This window comes from Flavobacterium sp. OHVDL-2026-0007 (genome assembly GCF_059882335.1).
Map to the genome: position 1 here is coordinate 867,542 of NZ_CM187612.1, position 18,579 is coordinate 886,120.

18 protein-coding genes are annotated in these 18,579 nt (G+C 35.8%); 7 read left to right on the forward strand and 11 right to left on the reverse strand.

The window, feature by feature from the left end; translation table 11 throughout:
* Positions 1-25: 25 nt before the first annotated feature.
* Both msrA and AC51AA_RS03610 read left to right on the forward strand, forming a co-directional pair.
* Positions 26-559, forward strand: a complete 534-nt coding sequence (gene msrA / locus AC51AA_RS03605) for a peptide-methionine (S)-S-oxide reductase MsrA (RefSeq protein WP_500704375.1) — start codon at positions 26-28, stop codon at positions 557-559.
* 69 nt (positions 560-628) lie between these two features.
* Positions 629-2,197: a protein adenylyltransferase SelO gene (locus AC51AA_RS03610; protein WP_500704376.1), complete on the forward strand. Its 1,569-nt coding sequence runs from the start codon at positions 629-631 to the stop codon at positions 2,195-2,197.
* Positions 2,198-2,292: 95 nt separating this feature from the next.
* Here the strand turns inward: AC51AA_RS03610 and AC51AA_RS03615 are convergent, their stop codons facing one another.
* Positions 2,293-3,276, reverse strand: a complete 984-nt coding sequence (locus tag AC51AA_RS03615) for a YpdA family putative bacillithiol disulfide reductase (RefSeq protein ID WP_500704377.1) — start codon at positions 3,274-3,276, stop codon at positions 2,293-2,295.
* Between the two features lie 7 nt (positions 3,277-3,283).
* Complete coding sequence (locus AC51AA_RS03620; protein WP_500704378.1) at positions 3,284-3,757, reverse strand: CYTH domain-containing protein; 474 nt, start codon at positions 3,755-3,757, stop codon at positions 3,284-3,286.
* 201 nt (positions 3,758-3,958) lie between these two features.
* Here AC51AA_RS03620 and AC51AA_RS03625 point away from each other — a divergent pair, with 201 nt between their 5' ends.
* Both AC51AA_RS03625 and AC51AA_RS03630 read left to right on the forward strand, forming a co-directional pair.
* Positions 3,959-4,870, forward strand: a complete 912-nt coding sequence (locus AC51AA_RS03625) for an OmpA family protein (protein WP_500704379.1) — start codon at positions 3,959-3,961, stop codon at positions 4,868-4,870.
* Between the two features lie 20 nt (positions 4,871-4,890).
* Positions 4,891-5,436: a hypothetical protein gene (locus AC51AA_RS03630; protein WP_500704380.1), complete on the forward strand. Its 546-nt coding sequence runs from the start codon at positions 4,891-4,893 to the stop codon at positions 5,434-5,436.
* 49 nt (positions 5,437-5,485) lie between these two features.
* Here the strand turns inward: AC51AA_RS03630 and AC51AA_RS03635 are convergent, their stop codons facing one another.
* From AC51AA_RS03635 to AC51AA_RS03660, 6 genes are all read right to left on the reverse strand, one after another.
* Complete coding sequence (locus AC51AA_RS03635) at positions 5,486-6,532, reverse strand: o-succinylbenzoate synthase (RefSeq protein WP_500704381.1); 1,047 nt, start codon at positions 6,530-6,532, stop codon at positions 5,486-5,488.
* Between the two features lie 118 nt (positions 6,533-6,650).
* The gene (locus tag AC51AA_RS03640) at positions 6,651-7,853 is read right to left on the reverse strand and encodes a tetratricopeptide repeat protein (protein ID WP_500704382.1); all 1,203 of its coding nucleotides are present in this window, start codon (positions 7,851-7,853) and stop codon (positions 6,651-6,653) included.
* A gap of 156 nt (positions 7,854-8,009) precedes the next feature.
* The gene (locus tag AC51AA_RS03645) at positions 8,010-8,687 is read right to left on the reverse strand and encodes a metal-dependent hydrolase (RefSeq protein ID WP_500704383.1); all 678 of its coding nucleotides are present in this window, start codon (positions 8,685-8,687) and stop codon (positions 8,010-8,012) included.
* Between the two features lie 32 nt (positions 8,688-8,719).
* Positions 8,720-9,682 carry a 1,4-dihydroxy-2-naphthoate octaprenyltransferase gene (gene menA / locus AC51AA_RS03650; RefSeq protein ID WP_500704384.1) on the reverse strand — a complete coding sequence of 321 codons (963 nt, stop codon included), beginning with the start codon at positions 9,680-9,682 and terminating at the stop codon, positions 8,720-8,722.
* A 109-nt stretch (positions 9,683-9,791) separates the two neighbouring features.
* Positions 9,792-10,625 carry a 1,4-dihydroxy-2-naphthoyl-CoA synthase gene (locus AC51AA_RS03655; protein ID WP_500704385.1) on the reverse strand — a complete coding sequence of 278 codons (834 nt, stop codon included), beginning with the start codon at positions 10,623-10,625 and terminating at the stop codon, positions 9,792-9,794.
* A gap of 703 nt (positions 10,626-11,328) precedes the next feature.
* On the reverse strand, positions 11,329-12,186 hold the full coding sequence (locus AC51AA_RS03660; protein ID WP_500704386.1) for a CvfB family protein: 858 nt from the start codon (positions 12,184-12,186) through the stop codon (positions 11,329-11,331).
* Positions 12,187-12,353: 167 nt separating this feature from the next.
* Here AC51AA_RS03660 and AC51AA_RS03665 point away from each other — a divergent pair, with 167 nt between their 5' ends.
* On the forward strand, positions 12,354-13,703 hold the full coding sequence (locus tag AC51AA_RS03665; RefSeq protein WP_500704387.1) for a M20/M25/M40 family metallo-hydrolase: 1,350 nt from the start codon (positions 12,354-12,356) through the stop codon (positions 13,701-13,703).
* Positions 13,704-13,840: 137 nt separating this feature from the next.
* Here the strand turns inward: AC51AA_RS03665 and menD are convergent, their stop codons facing one another.
* Positions 13,841-15,502 (reverse strand): 2-succinyl-5-enolpyruvyl-6-hydroxy-3-cyclohexene-1-carboxylic-acid synthase, encoded by a 1,662-nt coding sequence (gene menD / locus AC51AA_RS03670; RefSeq protein WP_500704388.1) that lies wholly within the window; start codon positions 15,500-15,502, stop codon positions 13,841-13,843.
* Positions 15,503-15,699: 197 nt separating this feature from the next.
* Here menD and AC51AA_RS03675 point away from each other — a divergent pair, with 197 nt between their 5' ends.
* Together AC51AA_RS03675 and AC51AA_RS03680 are read left to right on the forward strand one after the other, a co-directional pair.
* Positions 15,700-16,875, forward strand: coding sequence for a thioredoxin family protein (locus tag AC51AA_RS03675; RefSeq protein WP_500704389.1), 1,176 nt, complete (start codon positions 15,700-15,702; stop codon positions 16,873-16,875).
* Positions 16,876-16,929: 54 nt separating this feature from the next.
* Entirely contained in the window at positions 16,930-17,427 is a 498-nt protein-coding gene (locus tag AC51AA_RS03680; protein WP_500704390.1) for a GNAT family N-acetyltransferase, read from the forward strand.
* Positions 17,428-17,559: 132 nt separating this feature from the next.
* Here AC51AA_RS03680 and AC51AA_RS03685 read toward each other — a convergent pair whose 3' ends face one another.
* A complete protein-coding gene (locus AC51AA_RS03685) occupies positions 17,560-18,147 on the reverse strand; it encodes a glutathione peroxidase (protein ID WP_500704391.1) in 588 nt (195 codons plus the stop codon).
* 273 nt (positions 18,148-18,420) lie between these two features.
* Complete coding sequence (locus AC51AA_RS03690; RefSeq protein ID WP_500704392.1) at positions 18,421-18,555, reverse strand: hypothetical protein; 135 nt, start codon at positions 18,553-18,555, stop codon at positions 18,421-18,423.
* Positions 18,556-18,579: the final 24 nt, after the last annotated feature.

Genomic DNA, 18,579 nt, shown 5'->3' on the forward strand with positions numbered 1-18,579 from the left:
AATTAAAAGTTTAACAATACTATTTATGGAAAATGTATCAGTAGCTACTTTTGGTGGTGGGTGTTTTTGGTGTATAGAAGCTGTCATGCAGCGTTTGAAAGGGGTAGCGGCTCTAAAATCGGGATATGCTGGAGGTTTTATCAAGAATCCTCCTTATCGAGAGGTCTGTACAGGCCGAACGGGTCATGCAGAGGTGATCCAAGTAACGTTTGACCCTGCCATAATTTCATATCATGACTTAATTTTCATCTTTATGACTAGTCATGACCCTACAACATTAAATCGTCAAGGGGCCGATAGCGGTACGCAATACCGTTCTATTGTTTTATATCATGACCAGGAACAAAAGGCCATTGCACAACAGGTATTTGTGGAAGTAAAGCCTTTTTATTCAGATCCCATTGTAACGGAATTAATTCCTTTTGAAGTCTTTTATGAGGCTGAACAGGATCATCAGAACTATTATAATAACAATCAGGAGGCGCGTTACTGTCAAATTGTAATTGATCCGAAAATAGAGAAGTTAACTAAGATGTATGCCGATAGGTTAGCGGACTAATCGATGTAATTATTTAACTATTTTGGCTCTATTATAGCTCGTACAGCCTTAAAGAAAGAAAAAATTGGAATGAAAAACTTAAAAATACAAAACAGGTTTACGGCTGAATTACCGGCGGATCCTAAGGAAACAAATGAAGTTCGACAAGTTTCTAATGTGCTTTTCTCCTATGTAGATCCAACAAAAACAGCCCAGCCCAAATTAATTCACGCCTCTGAAAGTGTAGCAGAAATGGTGGGTATCTCAGCAGAAGAAATAGGGTCCAAATCCTTTTTGAATGTTTTTTCAGGTAATGAAATTCTGGAAGGAACGCGTCCTTATGCCATGTGTTATGCAGGACATCAGTTTGGTAACTGGGCTGGACAGTTAGGAGACGGTCGTGCCATCAATTTGACGGAAGTAGAACATGATAAAGCCTTTTTTACCCTTCAATTAAAAGGAGCAGGAAAAACACCTTATTCCAGAACAGCGGATGGCTTGGCGGTGCTGCGTTCCTCTGTTAGAGAATATCTATGTGCTGAAGCCATGTTTCATTTAGGGGTACCTACTACTCGATCGCTTTCCTTAATGCTTTCTGGGGATCAAGTTTTACGTGATGTTTTATACGACGGAAATCCCGCGTACGAAAAAGGTGCTATTGTCTGTCGTGTTGCGCCTTCCTTTATTCGTTTTGGTAGCTTTGAAATGTTAACAGCCAGAAATGAACTTAAAAATTTGCAACAACTTGTTGACTATACTATAAAATATTACTTTCCTGAAATCAAAGGAGAACCTAAGGAACAGTATATAGAATTGTTTAAAAAGGTAGCGGATCAAACCCGCGAGATGATACTGCATTGGCAGCGTGTTGGTTTTGTACATGGGGTAATGAATACAGACAATATGTCGATTCATGGTATCACCATTGATTATGGACCATACGGCTGGTTAGATAACTATGATTCCAATTGGACACCCAATACAACTGATAGGCAATTTAGACGATACCGATTCGGGAATCAACCTCAAATTGCACAGTGGAATTTGTATCAATTAGCCAATGCTCTTTATCCATTAATTAATGAAGCAGCGCCACTGGAAAAAATATTGGAATCGTTTATGATCGATTTTGATTCCGAGTATAAGGAGATGTTTTTAAGTAAATTAGGACTCTTTACCTCTACTGAAAACGATGGTGAATTGATAAAGAATCTAGAAGCTGCTTTTGAGTTAACAGAGACCGATATGACTCTGTTTTTTAGAAATTTGAGTAATGTCACAAAATCTGACTCTACAGTAAAAGCAATGGAGAAGATTCAAGATTCTTTTTACATACCCGAAGAAATTAAAGGACCTATTTTAGAAAGCTGGCAAAAATGGTTTTCTCTTTATAGTGAAAGATTGCAAGGGGAAAAATTGGATGACAGCACACGTGCTAGTAAAATGAATCAGATCAATCCAAAGTATGTACTGCGAAATTATATGGCTCAGTTGGCTATAGAGGCAGCAGATCAAGATGATTTTTCGTTGTTAAACGAGCTTTACGTACTGCTTCAAAAACCTTATGACGAGCAACCTGAATATCAAAAATGGTTTGCAAAACGACCTGATTGGGCTCGCTCAAAAGTAGGTTGTTCTATGCTTTCCTGTAGTTCTTAAGGAGAGTAAAAAACATAAAAAAAAGGATCAATCAAGCGAATTCGAGAGTGTTTCATTAGTGCACTTGAATTCGCTTGAAGGGATCCTAGTATAATTTAGGCGATCTTACAATTGGCTTTTTCTGTAATATGATTGACAATCATACTAGCGTGAATACGAGAGTTTTCAATAAACCATTTATGAGTTTGCATTCCTCCACAAACCACTCCTGCTAGAAACAATCCTTCTAAATTGGTCTCCATAGTTTGGGGATTGTAGCTAGGTGTCTTTAGTTCGTCATTAGAGAGGTGAATCCCCATTTTTTCTAGAAAACTTAAATCAGGTTTATAGCCTGTTAGCGCCAGGACAAAATCGTTTTCCAATTCTATTGCACCAGTTGGTGTTTCGATAATAACTTGATCTTCTCTGATTGAGGTAATATTGGATTCAAAATACGCCTGTATGCTTCCTTCAGAAATTCTATTTTCAATATCAGGTTTTACCCAGTATTTGACTCTGTCGTTGATGGCGTTTTTACGAATAACCATAGTGACATTGGCTCCTTTTCGCCAGCATTCTAAAGCGGCATCCACAGAAGAATTATTAGCTCCTACCACCACTATATTTCTAAAAGCAAATTCATGTGCTTCTTTGTAATAATGACGCACTTTGGGAAGCTCTTCTCCTTCTACCTTCATTTCAAGGGGAATATCGTAGAAACCCGTAGCAATGATCACGTTCTTGGCTTGGTAAGAGCTTTTACTAGTAGTAATCTTAAAAGAATCATGCCCAATTTTAACCACCTGCCTCACCTCTTCAAACAAATGAATTGAAAATTTAAAATAACGATGAATATTTCGATAGTATTCTAAAGCTTCCTGACGTCCTGGCTTTGGTGCTAAACAATTAAAAGGGATGTCTCCAATTTCTAAGCGCTCAGCAGTCGAAAAAAAAGTCATGTACAAAGGGTAATTGAAAATACTGTTTACAATAGCGCCTTTTTCGATAATCAGATATCGTAAATTTTTCTTTTGAGCTTCAATGGCACAAGCGAGTCCAATAGGACCGCCTCCGACAATAATCAAATCATAATCTGTCATAAGTGCTTTATTTTTCCCAATCTTTAAAAGGAGTTTTACTCAGATAGGCATTGTAATATCTTGGATCATTGGTTACTTCCTCCCCTAACCAACTCGGTTTTTCGAAAGCCTCTGTTTCTGACTCTAATTCAATCTCTGCCATGACTAGGCCTTCATTTTCACCGTAGAATTCGTCTATTTCAATTACATGTTTCCCTGCTTGTACTTCAAAACGCGTTTTTTCTATCTTTCCTTTTTCGCAGAGCGCCAATAAGGCTTGTGCTTCAACAAGTGGAATTTCATTCTCCCATTCAAAACGAGACATGCCACCTTGATGGCTAATTCCTTTGATGGTTATAAAGCCTTTATTTCCCTTAATTCGAACACGAACAGTTCTTTCAGGAACTGAACTCAGATATCCTTGGGCAATGCTATTTTGAGTAAAAGCATATTCTTTAAAATCATTTGATTTTACCAGAAACTTTCTTTCAATTTCTATCATTTTTGGATCTAAATTAATTTTTCATTGCAAGTTACTCAATTTAATTTAGTCTTAAAATCCAGAAGAGCTAATGTTATCGATTTTAATAGAATCCGACATAAATAACTAAAAACTAGATGAATAACATTAAAATAACCAATTCGTAATGTATTATGTATTTATTTTTTTGTTAAATTTGATAGAATCTTAATTTCATAACTTATGTCTAAAAAAGCACTTTATCTATTAGGCATTGCAATAACGATCATTTTAGGTACTTTTTTGTATGAAAAATTTTGTTGCAATTGCTGTATGAAAACACCTGCTGTCGATACTGAAAAAGTAGTAGTAGCGGTGGCTCAGGACGCTGATTTTGTCCCTTTTATTTTAAATGGTACAGGAATTGACTATCATAGCCATGATAACATCAAGTTTCTGAAAAGTAGTTCGATGGTTATTATGCCTCTTCGCGATTCTGTAGCTATAGGTATTGAAAATCTAAAAACATTCTTAGCAGCGAACCCAAAACAAAAAGTGACCATTACGGGCTATGCAACAACGGATGAAAAAAACACCACTACTTTTGAGAATTTGGGTTTAGCAAGGGCAAATGATGTCAAGAGGTACTTTATCTCAAAAGGGTTGATTGCTTCTCAATTTGATACAAAAGGTCAAATTATAGATAAGTTAAAAATGGATTTGGACACACTCTTAGGGCCTGTTGAATACAAATTTGAGGCCATAGACACAACTTCAGTCGCATCAGATCAGTGGAGTGCTCTGAAAGACAAAATCAACGCAGAAGCGCTAATTTTGCATTTTAGCACTAATAAAAGTAGTGATCAGTTGAGTGGTCTTGAAAAACAAAAAGTGGCTGACATAGCCAAGTATATGGATCATGTAAAAGATGCCGTTGTTTTAATAGTTGGACATACAGACAATGTAGGTAACCGTGAGGCTAATGTTGTCTTGGGACAAAAACGTGCAGAGTTTTCTAAAAACTATTTATCTAAAAATGGTATCGAAGCTGCTCGTATTACAACCGAATCAAAAGGCCCTGATGAGCCAATTGGTGAGAATACAACCTCTGAAGGTAAAGCCAACAACAGAAGAACTGTTATTACTATAAAATAATTAATCAAAAACATACTATTATGAATATACCTTGTATCTTAATACCTGCTCTAGTGGGTTTAATCTGTGGAATTTTAGGCTATTTATTAGGGAAAATGAACGCAAAAGGAGATGATTCACTTGCCTTGTCACTACAAGCTGATTTAGATGCCTGTAAAGCCAATACCAAGAGTTTAAATGCTAAAATAGCATCTTTAGAAACAGATTTGGCGAATCAATCAAAAGGATCTATACAATCCTTTGCTGGTAGCCTTGCACCTGCTGTACTTTTTGATGGCGCTTTGGCCGCAAAAGTGTTGGGACGTAAAATAAAAGAAAATGATTTGAAAATAGTAGAAGGAATTGGGCCAAAAATAGAAGAGCTTTACCATAAAGCGGGTATTAAGACCTGGTTGCAGTTAGCCGAGACCCCTATTTCAAAATCACAAGCTATTTTAGATGCTGCAGGAGAGAACTATGCTATTCACAATCCAGGTACCTGGGCTAAGCAAGCATTATTAGCTCATGAAGGGAAATGGCAAGAGTTAAAAGATTGGCAAGAGACTTTAGATGGAGGAAAAGAATAAAACCAAACATGACTATAACCAAAAGAACTGGCCTCAAAAGCCAGTTTTTTTATGCCTTGTTTAGAAAAGTGGACGCCCAGTCTTTAGTTGAATTATACCATAACTGCCCATGAGAAACTTCCAGTGGACAATCAAAATTATTGGTATAAAGAGCGCCAGTACCTAAACCTTGTGGCATTGGACTGTTTTGCATATAGGTCCATTGAGCGATAGCGTTTAATCCAATATTACTTTCTAGAGCCGATGTAATCCACCATCCAATATTGTATTTATTAGCCAAGGTGATCCATTGTTGAGTTCCACGAAAACCTCCAATGAAGCTTGGTTTTAGAATTATGTATTGCGGCTTAATTTGCTGCAACAATTTTTCTTTGTCCTCAAAGGAAAATACGCCGATTAATTCTTCGTCCAATGCAATTGGAAAAGGACTATTGGCGCACAGATCCGCCATGGCTTCTGTATGGCCTTTTTTAATTGGTTGTTCAATGCTATGTAATTGAAATTGATTCAACTGACTTAACTTGTCTAAAGCTTGATTTAAAGCAAATGCCCCATTAGCATCCACTCTTATTTCGATTTGTTCAGCCGAAAAGTGACTGCGTATAAACGCCAATAAGGCTAATTCTTTTTCAAAATCGATGGCGCCAATTTTGAGTTTAATACACTTAAAGCCGTCTCTTATTTTTTCTTCAATTTGCTCTTTCATGAAAGTGGCCTCCCCCATCCAAACCAGTCCATTTATCGTAATTGACTTTGAGTATTGGGTAAAATCAGAGGGAAATAAGACGTAAGGGGCTTCGCTCTTTAGCGACAGAAAAGCCATTTCTATTCCAAATTGTATAGAAGGAAATTCCAATAGAGCTTCCCACAGTGCTTTTTCTCCTAGATGGATATTCTGGCAAGCCCAAGCCAATTTCTCTTGGTAATCGTCTCGATCATCAGCGCTCAAACCACGTAGTATACCGCACTCTCCTATTCCTTTTTTACCATTTTCTTCCAGAACAATAAACCAAGTTTCTTTCTGAGTCAAAATGCCTCTTGAAGTTCCTGAAGGGCGTTTAAACTCGAGCATGTATTGATGGTAAGTTGCTTTCAAAGGGATAGGTATTTAGGTTAATTGGATCGGCAAGGATCTTATGATATGGTGCTGCGTCTGTTGTAATTGTTCTTATAGCTCCCAAATGCGAAGCATCAGTAAATACTATTGAAGTAATTTAGTCGTATAGTTTTAATATTTTATCAAAATCTGTGGATGGTAAACCTGCTTTTTGGAAAACCGTAAAGTCTTGTTTTGTTTTTTCTTTCCAGCTCAAGCTATCGGTCACGTTTTGAGTTTGATATTTCTTATAGATGTTTTTTGCCTCACTAAAATTATCATAGAGCAAGTAAACATGCGCTAAGTTTAGTTTTACCAATAACTCTGTATCATCTAGCTTTTCGCCTTCTTTCAAAAACTTAAGTGCTTTTGCAAATTGTTTGGTTAAAATGTAGCAGTACCCCAAATTACTATAATCTAGCGCAGTGGCCTTGCCATCATTAATGATGGTATTGATTTTAGGTATTGCTTCGTTGTACTTTTGCAATTTGATCAAAGTAGCCACTTGAGATCGTAAATCATTATACACATTCTTAGAGATACTCACATCGTTATAACACAGATTTCCAAAATCTTTGTAGGCTTTAGTTTTTTCTATAGCCAATAATTTCTGGAACTCATTATAACGATACTGTTTGGTAATCTTATCGAGAATACAAACACAAAAATCATCTGAATTGGCCATTTTTTGCGCCATGTTAGAAGTCTTGCACAAGCTAATAATTTCCTTTTTATTGTCTTGATTCCAACCGCGATTAAGTTTAATGTCTACCCAAGGTACTACCTCTAGAACTACTTTTTGTTTCAGGATCCAATTTTTACTTTCAAAACCAAACCAAATGGCCGTTGTGTTTTGTTTCAAACAAGACGATTTGTCTAGTGATAGTCGTTTTGCATCTTTTCCTAGTGGCTCTGCCTGAGCATAACAGGCTTGATCTGTTTTACCATCCACAATGTATTTTTGAGCTTCTTCTTTGGAAGTAAAAAGCGCATAGGTACAGGTGTCATCGCCAGAGATTTTGGACATTAGGAATACAGCACCTGCTGAACCTTGTCCAATACCATAAGGGTCTGGAATAGCTTTTAATATGGAGACCAGGCTATTGGTCATTTGTTGATTTTCATCTAGAAGGGTAATTCTGTAAACAATTTCAGTGGTACCAACAGGAAGATCTTCCGCTTTAAAGGTAACACGATCACCAGCAGCAACAATAAGTTCCTTTGTGGTAGCACGCGCCTTGTCCCAATAACCATCTTTTTGCGCAAAAGTGTTGAAGGAAAGGGTGATAAAAAGAAATAAGAGTACTCTTTTTAAACTCATGTTGAAAAATTTAATTGGCAATAAGGTCAGCTGTTTTTATCTGCTTCTAGTCTTTTTTTAGCTTCTTTTTTGATGTTTTCCTCCTTAAAAACGACTTGTAAAAGAAGCCTAACTATTTCTAAGAAGGAAAATTATTATTCCAGATAATGAACTATTTTATAGTTCGATGGACTCTCCTATTTTCAGAAGCATTAAGTCTTTCCCTTTATCGAAAAACTGACGAATAGCTTCTTCGTGATTGATTTCGATATAACCGAAAGTATCAAAATGACAACCGACAATTTTATCACATTCAATGAAATCAGAAGCAATAATAGCGTCTTCTATATCCATAGTAAAATTATTTCCAATGGGAAGAATGGCTAGGTCTAATTTAGTACGCAACGGAATCAGTTTCATATCCATTGTTAGGGCTGTATCACCCGCTATGTATATGTTTTTGTGTTCTCCTTCTATCACAAAACCACCAGGATTTCCACCGTTGCTTCCGTCAGGAAATGAGCTCGAGTGAATAGCGTTTACATATTTCACTTTTCCAAAATCGAATTTCCAGCTTCCACCGTGATTCATAGGGTGCGACTGAAAACCAAGATTGGCGTAATAAGTAGCAATTTCATAATTGGAAACAATAGTAGCGCCAGTTCTTTTGGCAATAGCTTCAACGTCTAAAACGTGATCTCCATGCGCATGTGTTAGTAAAATATAGTCCGCTTTTAAGGTATTTATGTCTATAGCTGCAGCCTGAGGATTTTCAGTGATAAAGGGATCAACAATAATATGTTTTCCTCCAACTTCTATTCCTAAAGAAGCGTGTCCGTAAAAAGTAATTTTCATATTTGATACAATTTTAAAGTTGAACTTATCTTTTATCTACCTCCCATAAAAAGATTAACAATAATGTCTGAAATCAAGGAAACCATACATAAGGTTAGTAGCAAAGAAAGTAAAAATGTACTTAGCGCTAATTTCTTTAACTCAGGATCCAACAGCTTAGGGTTTTGGTTTTTATAAACGGTAATTAAATGTTTAGTTAAAGGGATATAAGCCAATAAAAACAAGTACTGATCAAAGTGGTACTCACTTAAAATAGCAAAAGCCACAACCAAAATCATTGCCCCTACGATTAAAAAATAGTGGTATTTTTTTGCTACTTGGCCTCCCATTTGCACCACGATGGTATTTTTTCCTGATTTTCTGTCTGATTCCTCATCACGCATATTGTTTAGGTTTAAAACCCCAACACTCAACAAACCGATCGCAATCGCTGGCAAGATCAAAAGTGGATCTACTTCTTTTGAATATAAGAAGTTTACTCCTAAGGTACTCACTAAGCCAAAGAAAATAAAAACAAATAAGTCTCCAAATCCTCTATATCCATAAGCAGAGTTTCCTACTGTATAGCGAATAGCTGAAATAATTGCCGCGATTCCAAGGAACAAGAAAAAGAGGGAATAGGTAAAATTGGTTTCACCAAAAGCGAAGTAGATTAAGATAATTGCCGATAATAAAGTCAGTAAAGAAGTTATTATGATGGCCTTTTTCATGGCTTGAGGTGTAATTACCCCACTCTGAATAGCGCGTTGTGGTCCTACTCGATCTGCATTATCTGTTCCTTTTACACCATCTCCATAGTCATTAGCAAAATTAGACAAGACTTGTAAGCCCAACGTTGTAAGCAGGGCAAATCCAAAAATCTTCCAGCTAAAAACTTCAGTTGGAGTATTGATAGTTGCCGTTGGGTTAGATAAAGCATAAATACTTCCCACTATGATTCCAGAAACGGATAAAGGTAATGTGCGCAATCTAGCGGCTTCAATCCAATGTTTCATTATATTTTCTTTTGTTTAATTTCTATTTCAGCATGCTGAGTCTCCAATATTGTATTTTGCTACTGCAATTCAAAAAAAAGAATCTCAAAACGATGTTTTTTTTAGCTGCTTATGGCAACCATTTATTTTCTCCGAAATTGGGTTTTCTTTTCTCTAAAAAGGCATTTCTACCTTCTTTTGCCTCTTCGGTCATATAAGCCAAACGAGTAGCTTCACCTGCAAAAACTTGTTGTCCTACCATACCATCATCAGTTAAATTCATCGCGAATTTTAGCATTTTGATAGAAGTCGGTGATTTCTGCAAAATCTCTTGTGCCCATTCGAAAGCTGTATCCTCTAACTCATCGTGTGGAATAACTGCATTGACCATCCCCATATCCATGGCTTCCTGAGCGGAATAATTTCTTCCTAAAAAGAAAATTTCACGGGCTTTTTTCTGCCCCACCATTTTGGCTAAGTAAGCAGATCCATATCCACCGTCAAAACTAGTGACATCAGCATCTGTTTGTTTAAAAATGGCATGTTCTTTACTCGCTAAAGTCATATCACAAACCACATGTAAACTATGTCCACCACCTACAGCCCAGCCTGGTACTACTGCAATGACTACTTTTGGCATAAAACGAATTAAACGTTGTACTTCAAGAATATTGAGGCGATGTTGACCATCTTCCCCTACGTAACCTTGGTGTCCACGTGCATTTTGATCACCACCACTACAGAAAGAGTATACACCATCCTTTGTTGACGGCCCTTCAGCAGAAAGTAAAACCACTCCTATAGAAGTATCTTCTTGTGCATCGTAAAAAGCTTGGTAGAGTTCTGAAGTGGTTTTTGGGCGAAAAGCATTTCTAACATTAGGTCTGTTAAATGCGATTCTCGCAACTCCGTTACATTTTTTATAGGTGATATCTTCAAATTCTTTGGCAGTTATCCAATCCATTTCTATTTGTTTTATTTTAATAATTATAGTGTAAAATTAAAGCATTTTTACATTTTTACCTACTCATTTTGTGCGAAGTCTTTTGTAAAACAACTTTAGATCGTGACAATTCCAAATTACTTACAAAAAATAACTTTTTTTAACATAGGGATTAAAAAAAAAGAAGTACTTTTACAACCTAGTAATCAACGAGATACATTTTATTTTGTTGGTTTAAGATTGATTTTCTTTCACTGATTTATTAACCTAAAAAATGATTTTTTTGAGAAAATTTAAAAAATTTGTCGCTCATTTTTTCATGGTATTTATTAGTACACCTTTAATTAATGAGCAAATGATTTATTCATTTGTTGAAACTTCAAAAAGTAAATAGTAACACCTAAGGTTAACGGATAGAATTGTTTACAGTATTAGTATAGAAATGATTACGAAAAAAGGAAAGCATGCTAATTAAAACTTTCTATAAGTTATTTTATACAACCAATGGAATAGCCGTGAAATTGACTTTTTGCTCTTAGGATTGATGATATAGATTATTTAAAGACATACCATGTAAAGAAGTAAACTCTAAAATTTTTAAGGCCTTTGCTTTTTTAATGGATTCAAGTTATTTTATTTCTGTTTTTTTTAATTACAATTTTTTTAAAACTGAATAAAAAAGAGAAAGGCTACTCGTAATGGGTAGCCTTTCTTGTATGTCTTGTTAGTTATCCTTGATCAGATAAATTCCGTCTTCTTTTATTTCGATAAGTTTATCTCTATACAAAGCGCCAACGGCTTTTTTAAAGGTCTTCTTACTCATTTTTAAAACGGTTTTAATATCTTCAGGGTGAGAGTTGTCATTTAAACGTAAAAAACCACGATTCGCTCGCAACTCATCTAATATCTTCTCGGCATTTGGTTCGATACTTTGGTATCCTTGTACCTGTAAGGCAACGTCTATTTTATTATCAGGACGGATATTTTTGATGTAACCGCGCATTCTATCACCTGTTCTAATGGCGTCATCATATACTTCATCTTTATATAACAAACCTTTATGCTGCTCGTTGATGATCACATTGATACCAATTTCGGTAATATGCGAAACGATCAAATCAACTTCTTCGCCTTTCTCTACAGTCAAATGATCATTGCTTAAAAACTGATTGGTCTTACTAGATGCTACCAAACGATTGGTTTTTTCATCCATATACAGATAAACCAAATAGCGTTTGCCTTTTTCCATTGGACGTGCTTGTTCTTTAAAAGGAACCAGTATATCTTTTTCCATACCCCAATCCATAAAAGCACCTACCTGATTGATGTAATTCACTCTCAATAGTGCAAATTCATTCAATAAAATATAAGGCTCAAGTGTTGTAGCAACCGGACGTTGTTCGTGGTCTAAATAAACAAAAACGACAAGCTCTTCGCCTATCTCAAATTCGTTTGGAACGTATTTATTGGGTAATAATATATCGTGAATTCCTTCTGGGTCTTTTTCAGGATTACCTAAAAATAAACCAACTTTAGTATCACGTAGTATGGTAAGTGTATTGTATTTTCCTATTTCAATCATATTCTTGAGTTTCAAAGTTGAAAAGCAACTGAGTTTCTAAGCGGCAAAGGTACGAAGTTTGGAAATGGAACAAAGAAAAATGTGTTATATAAAAAACAAGTGTGTGTCATTTTCTTGCTTTGTCTTTTTTTGATTAGATTTGAGATACTAAAATCAATACCCAACCAATGAAAAAAACGACTTTCTATTGCCTACTGAGCTTTCTATGTTTTACACAAGTTTCCATTGCTCAAGTTGCGGAGGATCTGGAAATAAAAAAAATGATCACAGAGATCAAGTCAGAAAACCTTGAAGCAACAGTAAGAAAGCTTGTCTCTTTCGGAACAAGACACACTTTAAGTGATACCAAGAGTAAAACCAGAGGTATTGGTGCGGCGCAACAATGGGTAATATCTCAATTTGACCAATATGCGCTTGCCTCTAATGGAAGATTAAGTGCAACTATCGATTATTTCAGCGTTAAAGCAGATGGAAAACGAATCAAAAACGATAGTCAACTTGGTAATGTAATGGCTACCCTAAAAGGAACTGATCCTACTGATGATCGCGTACTGATCATTAGTGGTCATTTGGATTCTCGTGTTTCTGATGTGATGAATGTAAAAGCGGATGCTCCAGGAGCCAATGATGACGGATCTGGTGTGGCTGCAGTTATGGAACTGGCCAAAATAATGAGTAAAAGAGCGTTTCCAGTTACTATTATTTTTGTGGCTGTAACTGGCGAAGAGCAAGGATTGTATGGCGCTAGACATCTGGCTGAATTGGCTAAAGCCGCCAATTGGAATATCATAGCGATGCTAAATAATGATATGATTGGAAATAGTTTATCCAGTGGAACTCATTTGAGAGACAATACACAAATAAGAGTTTTTAGTGAGACAATCCCGTATCTAGAAACCGAAGAAGAAGCTAAAATGCGAAAAGCAACCAATCGGGATAATGATAGCCCGTCTCGTTTATTGGCCCGATATATTAAAATGGTGACCGAGCAGTACGTCGATCAATTGAAAGTGAAACTAGTCTACCGTAATGATCGTTTTTTACGAGGTGGTGATCATACCCCCTTTAGTCAAAATGGCTTTACAGCGGTTCGCTTCTGTGAAATGAATGAAAATTTTGATCATCAACATCAAGATTTAAGAACAGAGAATAATACCCAATTTGGAGATCTGCCTGAATTTATGGATTTTGACTATCTAAGGAAAAACACCTGTGCTAACTTAGCAACTTTAGCCAATCTTGCCTGGTCCCCTAGAGCCCCAGAAAAGGTAGGTATAGAAGTAAAAAACCTCTCTAATTCATCCACTTTTTCCTGGTCTGCACCTCAAGGGAAACCCCAATACGGTTATCAGATTCTAATGCGTGAAACGTCTTCCGCTGCTTGGGAAAAAACCTTTTTTGTAAAGGATACTCAGGTAGAAATCCCTTATTCTAAAGACAATTATTTCTTTGCTATTCAAACTGTAGATGCTTTAGGACATGGCAGTTTGCCGGTCTTCCCTACTCCGATTCGTTAGGAATAAAAATATAGTGTAAAAATAAAGCGTCTACATAATGTAGACGCTTTATTTTTTTATTGAAACAAGAGCTGGTCGCTAGAAAGATGCTGTTTGATAAGATAAACTGTAGGGCAAGCCTAGCTTTATTTACATCATTAGGTCAGCTCCTTAAAATATTGTTTCAAAATGACATCGTTCACCGCCGTTGGAGTGAAAATTTCTAAAATACTTGGAGCCTCATTTGAAGCATATAATGAAGAGAGATTTTGCTCTAAGGAAGCCTCGTTCTTAGCTGAAAAATAGTTCATTTGGTACATTTTGGCCAAATGTTCTGCCGTTAGCTGATGCGAAGTTTCAAAATAAGTATTAAAAACAGGCTTTTCTTCATGACCGGGTAAAATTCTAAAGATACCCCCCCCTCCATTATTAATCAAGATGATTTTGAAGTTTTTGGGGATATAGGAGTTCCACAGGGCATTACTATCGTATAAAAAACTAATATCACCAGTGATGAAGACATTTTGTTTTTTGTTGGCAACAGCAGCGCCAATTGCCGTTGAAGTACTGCCATCAATTCCGCTAGTGCCGCGATTACAAAAGACTTCAATAGAAGGATCTATGTCAATTAACTGTGCGTAACGAATAGCTGAACTGTTGCTAATTTGCAATTGACTATTTTTCGGTAAAGAAACCAGTACTTTTTCGAAAACTTTAAAATCTGAAAAAGGTATTTTACTTAAATAAGCCACCTTTTTACTTTTTCGTAATTGGTAAATCTGGTCTATAGTAGAAAAGTAATCGCTTTCTACAAAAGCAGTTTTAGATAACAGTTCCTTAAAAAAAGTATTGGGCTGCATAACCAAATGCTGTGTTAGCGCATTGAAGGTATCATAGGCACGCAATGTATCGATATGCCAATGTTCTTTGGGTTTGTACTTTCGTAAAAAAGCTTTGACGCGTTTGGATACAATCATCCCACCAAAGGTTAACAATACTTCTGGTTGAAAGCGCTTGAAATCAACCTCTTCGAAAGGCGTAATTAAAGTATCAATACTATTGATAAAAGTGGAATGGTGTACATTAGACGTGGTTTCTGTAAGTACTACAACAGAGGGATCTTGGGCTAATTTCTCGATAATTTCCTGATCAATACTAGCGGCTTCATTTACTCCAATTAAGACTAATTTACTCTTGGAAGTATTCCAGATGTTTACAAAATCATCTCTATTTTCGAAGTTTTTTACTTCTTCTACGACCACTGCATCACTTATTTTTGGTTGAACAGAAAGGGTGTCTACAGTTTCATACAAAGGTTCTTCAAAAGGAGCATTAATATGAACAGGACCTTTTTTGATCATAGCCATTTCAATGGCTGTATTGATTTTTAAATCATTTTCATCGGAAGCTTCTTCATTCAAATTGGCATTGAAAACACTATGGTTTTCAAAAACGTTTTGTTGGCGAATGGTTTGACCATCACCAATATCAATTTTGCTTTGAGGACGATCAGCTGAAATCACAATTAAGGGAATCTGACTATAAAAGGCTTCCGCTACGGCTGGATAGTAGTTTAATAAGGCAGAACCTGAAGTACAAACCACTGCTGTGGGTACTTTGGTTTGTTGTGCGATACCCAAGGCAAAAAAGGCCGCACAACGTTCATCTGCTATACTATAACAGGTGAAATGAGGGTTTTGGGCAAAACCTATCGTTAACGGGGCATTTCTGGATCCAGGAGAGATAATGATATTAGTTATTCCTTTTGCTAAACAAACTTCAATTATGCTTTGTGCAAGCGGTATTTTGGGGTAAATCATTCGGTTACAATATTTTTACGTCTATACTGTTGGATAGAGGTTTATTTTTTTATGTTTACGGACTAAACATTTTTTTACAAACACAAAGTTACAAACTTCGCACTTGATTTTGCTTATAAATGCTGACATATTAAGGTCGCTTTTAGAAAAAGGGAATATATTTGTAAAAACTAATTTTTGGTCCAAATAAACTCAGTATGCGTTTTTTATATCTTTTTTTCATCTTCCTTTCACTGCAAACTATTCATGCTCAAAATCAGTTTGTTCCTGATGACACACCATATAAAACAGCCTTAGAAACGAGTAAAAGACAAGGGAAGCCACTTTTTGTCATGCTTTATGCGGATTGGTGTCCGCATTGTAATGAAATGAAAAAGCAGGTTTTCAGCGATCCAACAGTAATGGACTTTTTAACGAAGAATTATGTCTGCGTTTGGAAAAATGTTGAAAAAGAAGAAGGAATGGCACTCAAAAACAAATTCAAGACCACGTCCTTACCGGCCATCTTATTTCTAGACAGCAACGAAACACTGGTCTATGCTTTAAAAGGAGAACTAAAAAAGGAAGAGTTTATGACTGAGGCTAATTATGCCATGAATCCAAAAATGCAATTGCCTTATGTAGAAAAAGAGTTTCTTGCTGATCCGAGTAATGTAATGAAGTATTTCACTTATTTAAATATACTAAAAAAAGGAAGGGATAGAATCGAGTTATCATCTCCCACACACCTTTATCTCAAAACACAGTCAGAAGCGCAATTAGTAAGTGAAACCAATTGGCGTGCTATCGCCAATGGGGTAACCGATATCAATTCTAGAGAATTTCAGTACGTACTGAATCATCAAAAAGATTTTGCTGCTGTAGCTTCTCAAGAGCGTATTGATCGTAAAATCGAGAGTATAGTTCATGAATTACTTCGTCCCTTAGTTGACAATCTAGACACAATAAACTACGATAAACAAAGAAAAGTAGCCAAATCAATTCGTTTGCAAAAAATTGATGCGATCGTTTTTAAATATGATTTGACTTTAGCTGAAAGAACTGAGAATTGGTCGCGTTACAAAAAAGTGAGCCTTGAAGATACACAACAATTAGTTTGGAATGATGCTAATTTTTTAAAAGACATTGGGCAGGCTTATTTAAAACACATTAGCGATACCAATAGCTTAAAACAAAGTATTTCGTGGGTAAAACATTCTTTAGAGTTGAACAATGCTTATGACGGAAACTTGCTTGTCGCACGACTTTATGCTAAAATAGAAGATAAAAAGCTAGCCTTGCAATATGCTCAAGACGCTAAAGAGATCTGTACGGAAATGACATGGAATACCAAGGAAGTAGATACCTTGCTGACTGAATTAGGTGCCCAATAATAGCCCTATAAGATAAAGACAATAATTCGCTTACCAATACTATTACAAATTACTATGAGCTTACTCCTTAGACCCGCTGCATCAAACGATCTAGAAAAAATCCTAGATATCGTCAATTATTCGATTAAACATACTACTGCCAATTATAGCTATGATATTCAGACACTAGAAGTTCAGACCAAATGGTTTGAAGACAAAAAAGAGAAGAATTTACCCGTGGTTGTGGCTGAATTGGACGGTGAAGTAGTTGGTTTTGGAAGTTATGGACAATTTAGAGAGAAAATTGGGTACCAATTTACGGTTGAACATTCCGTTTATGTGGTGGAAGACATCATAGGGAAAGGAATCGGATCAAAATTACTAACAGAATTGATTCGCTTAGCAAAAGAGCAAGGTTATCATGTGATGATTGGTGCCATTGATGCCGATAACGCAGGAAGTATCGCTTTTCATGAAAAGTTCGGTTTTGTAGCCACTGGAAGAATTCGTGAGGTAGGTTATAAATTTGATCATTGGCTTGATTTAGTTTTCATGCAATTGATGCTCAAATAAGCTCAATTCTACAATTGAACTATGCGATAGTACTCCTAAAAAACGTTATCAGAAGCATAATGAAAAAAAATCCACAACCTTGACTATTATGTTCAAGATTGTGGATTTATATCTTCTTTAGTTTTTTTTTAACTAGCTTTTGATCCAGTTGATAATGGCTGGGTCAGTTGGCAATGTTTTAGGTTTGATTACTTTTACCAACTCCCCTTTTTCATTGATTAGGTATTTTTGAAAATTCCATTCTACTTCAGAATCTTCTAAACCATTTTTAGATTTTTGCGTTAAGAATTTATAGACTTCACACATATCATCTCCTTTTACAGAAACCTTGTCCATCATTGGAAAAGTTACCCCATAATTTTGTTGGCAAAAAGTTTCAATTTCTTTATTGGTACCTGGCTCTTGTGATGCAAAATTGTTTGCTGGAAAACCTACAATTACGAATCCTTTATCTTTGTATTCTTTGTAGATCGCTTCAAGATCTTTGTATTGAGGAGTTAATCCGCACTTTGAAGCCGTATTGACAATCATAACTTTTTTGCCCTTTAGGGAAGCAAAATCAAAAGGATTCCCAGATAAATCTTCAACCTTGAATTGGTAAATTGTTTCTTTTGCCATGACTTTATCTTTTTTAGATAATTTACTTGTTTTAGTTTGCGCTTCCAGCTGTGTTCCTAATAAGCAGAAGAGGCTACAAACTATAAATGTTATTTTTTTCATTGTGTTATTTTTTATAAAATTAATCAAAATCTGTTGGACGGAAAGTGTTTGAGTGCATTATTTTTATTAAACATACGTTAAATAAAAAACTGAAGCCTAACGTTAATCAGACGTTAGGCTTCCCCCCCAATTCAAACAAATCAAATCATAAATAAAACTATACAATTGAAAAAAGAATTCAATATTAAATGAATTCTAGCCATACTCATCTCGAAAACGCTTAAAAATGACGTTTGTATGAAATCCCTTTTTCCCTTGATATTAAATCTCTCCTTACGGAGAAGGTGCAACATTCACAGATTGATATTGAACTAATCCTTTACGAAGAGCACTAGAGCAAAAACTAGAAACGGCCAAAACACCACTTAAGGCAACAATCAAAATTTTTAGTTGATTTAGGTTTTTCATATTGATTTTTCTTTTGTTAAAACT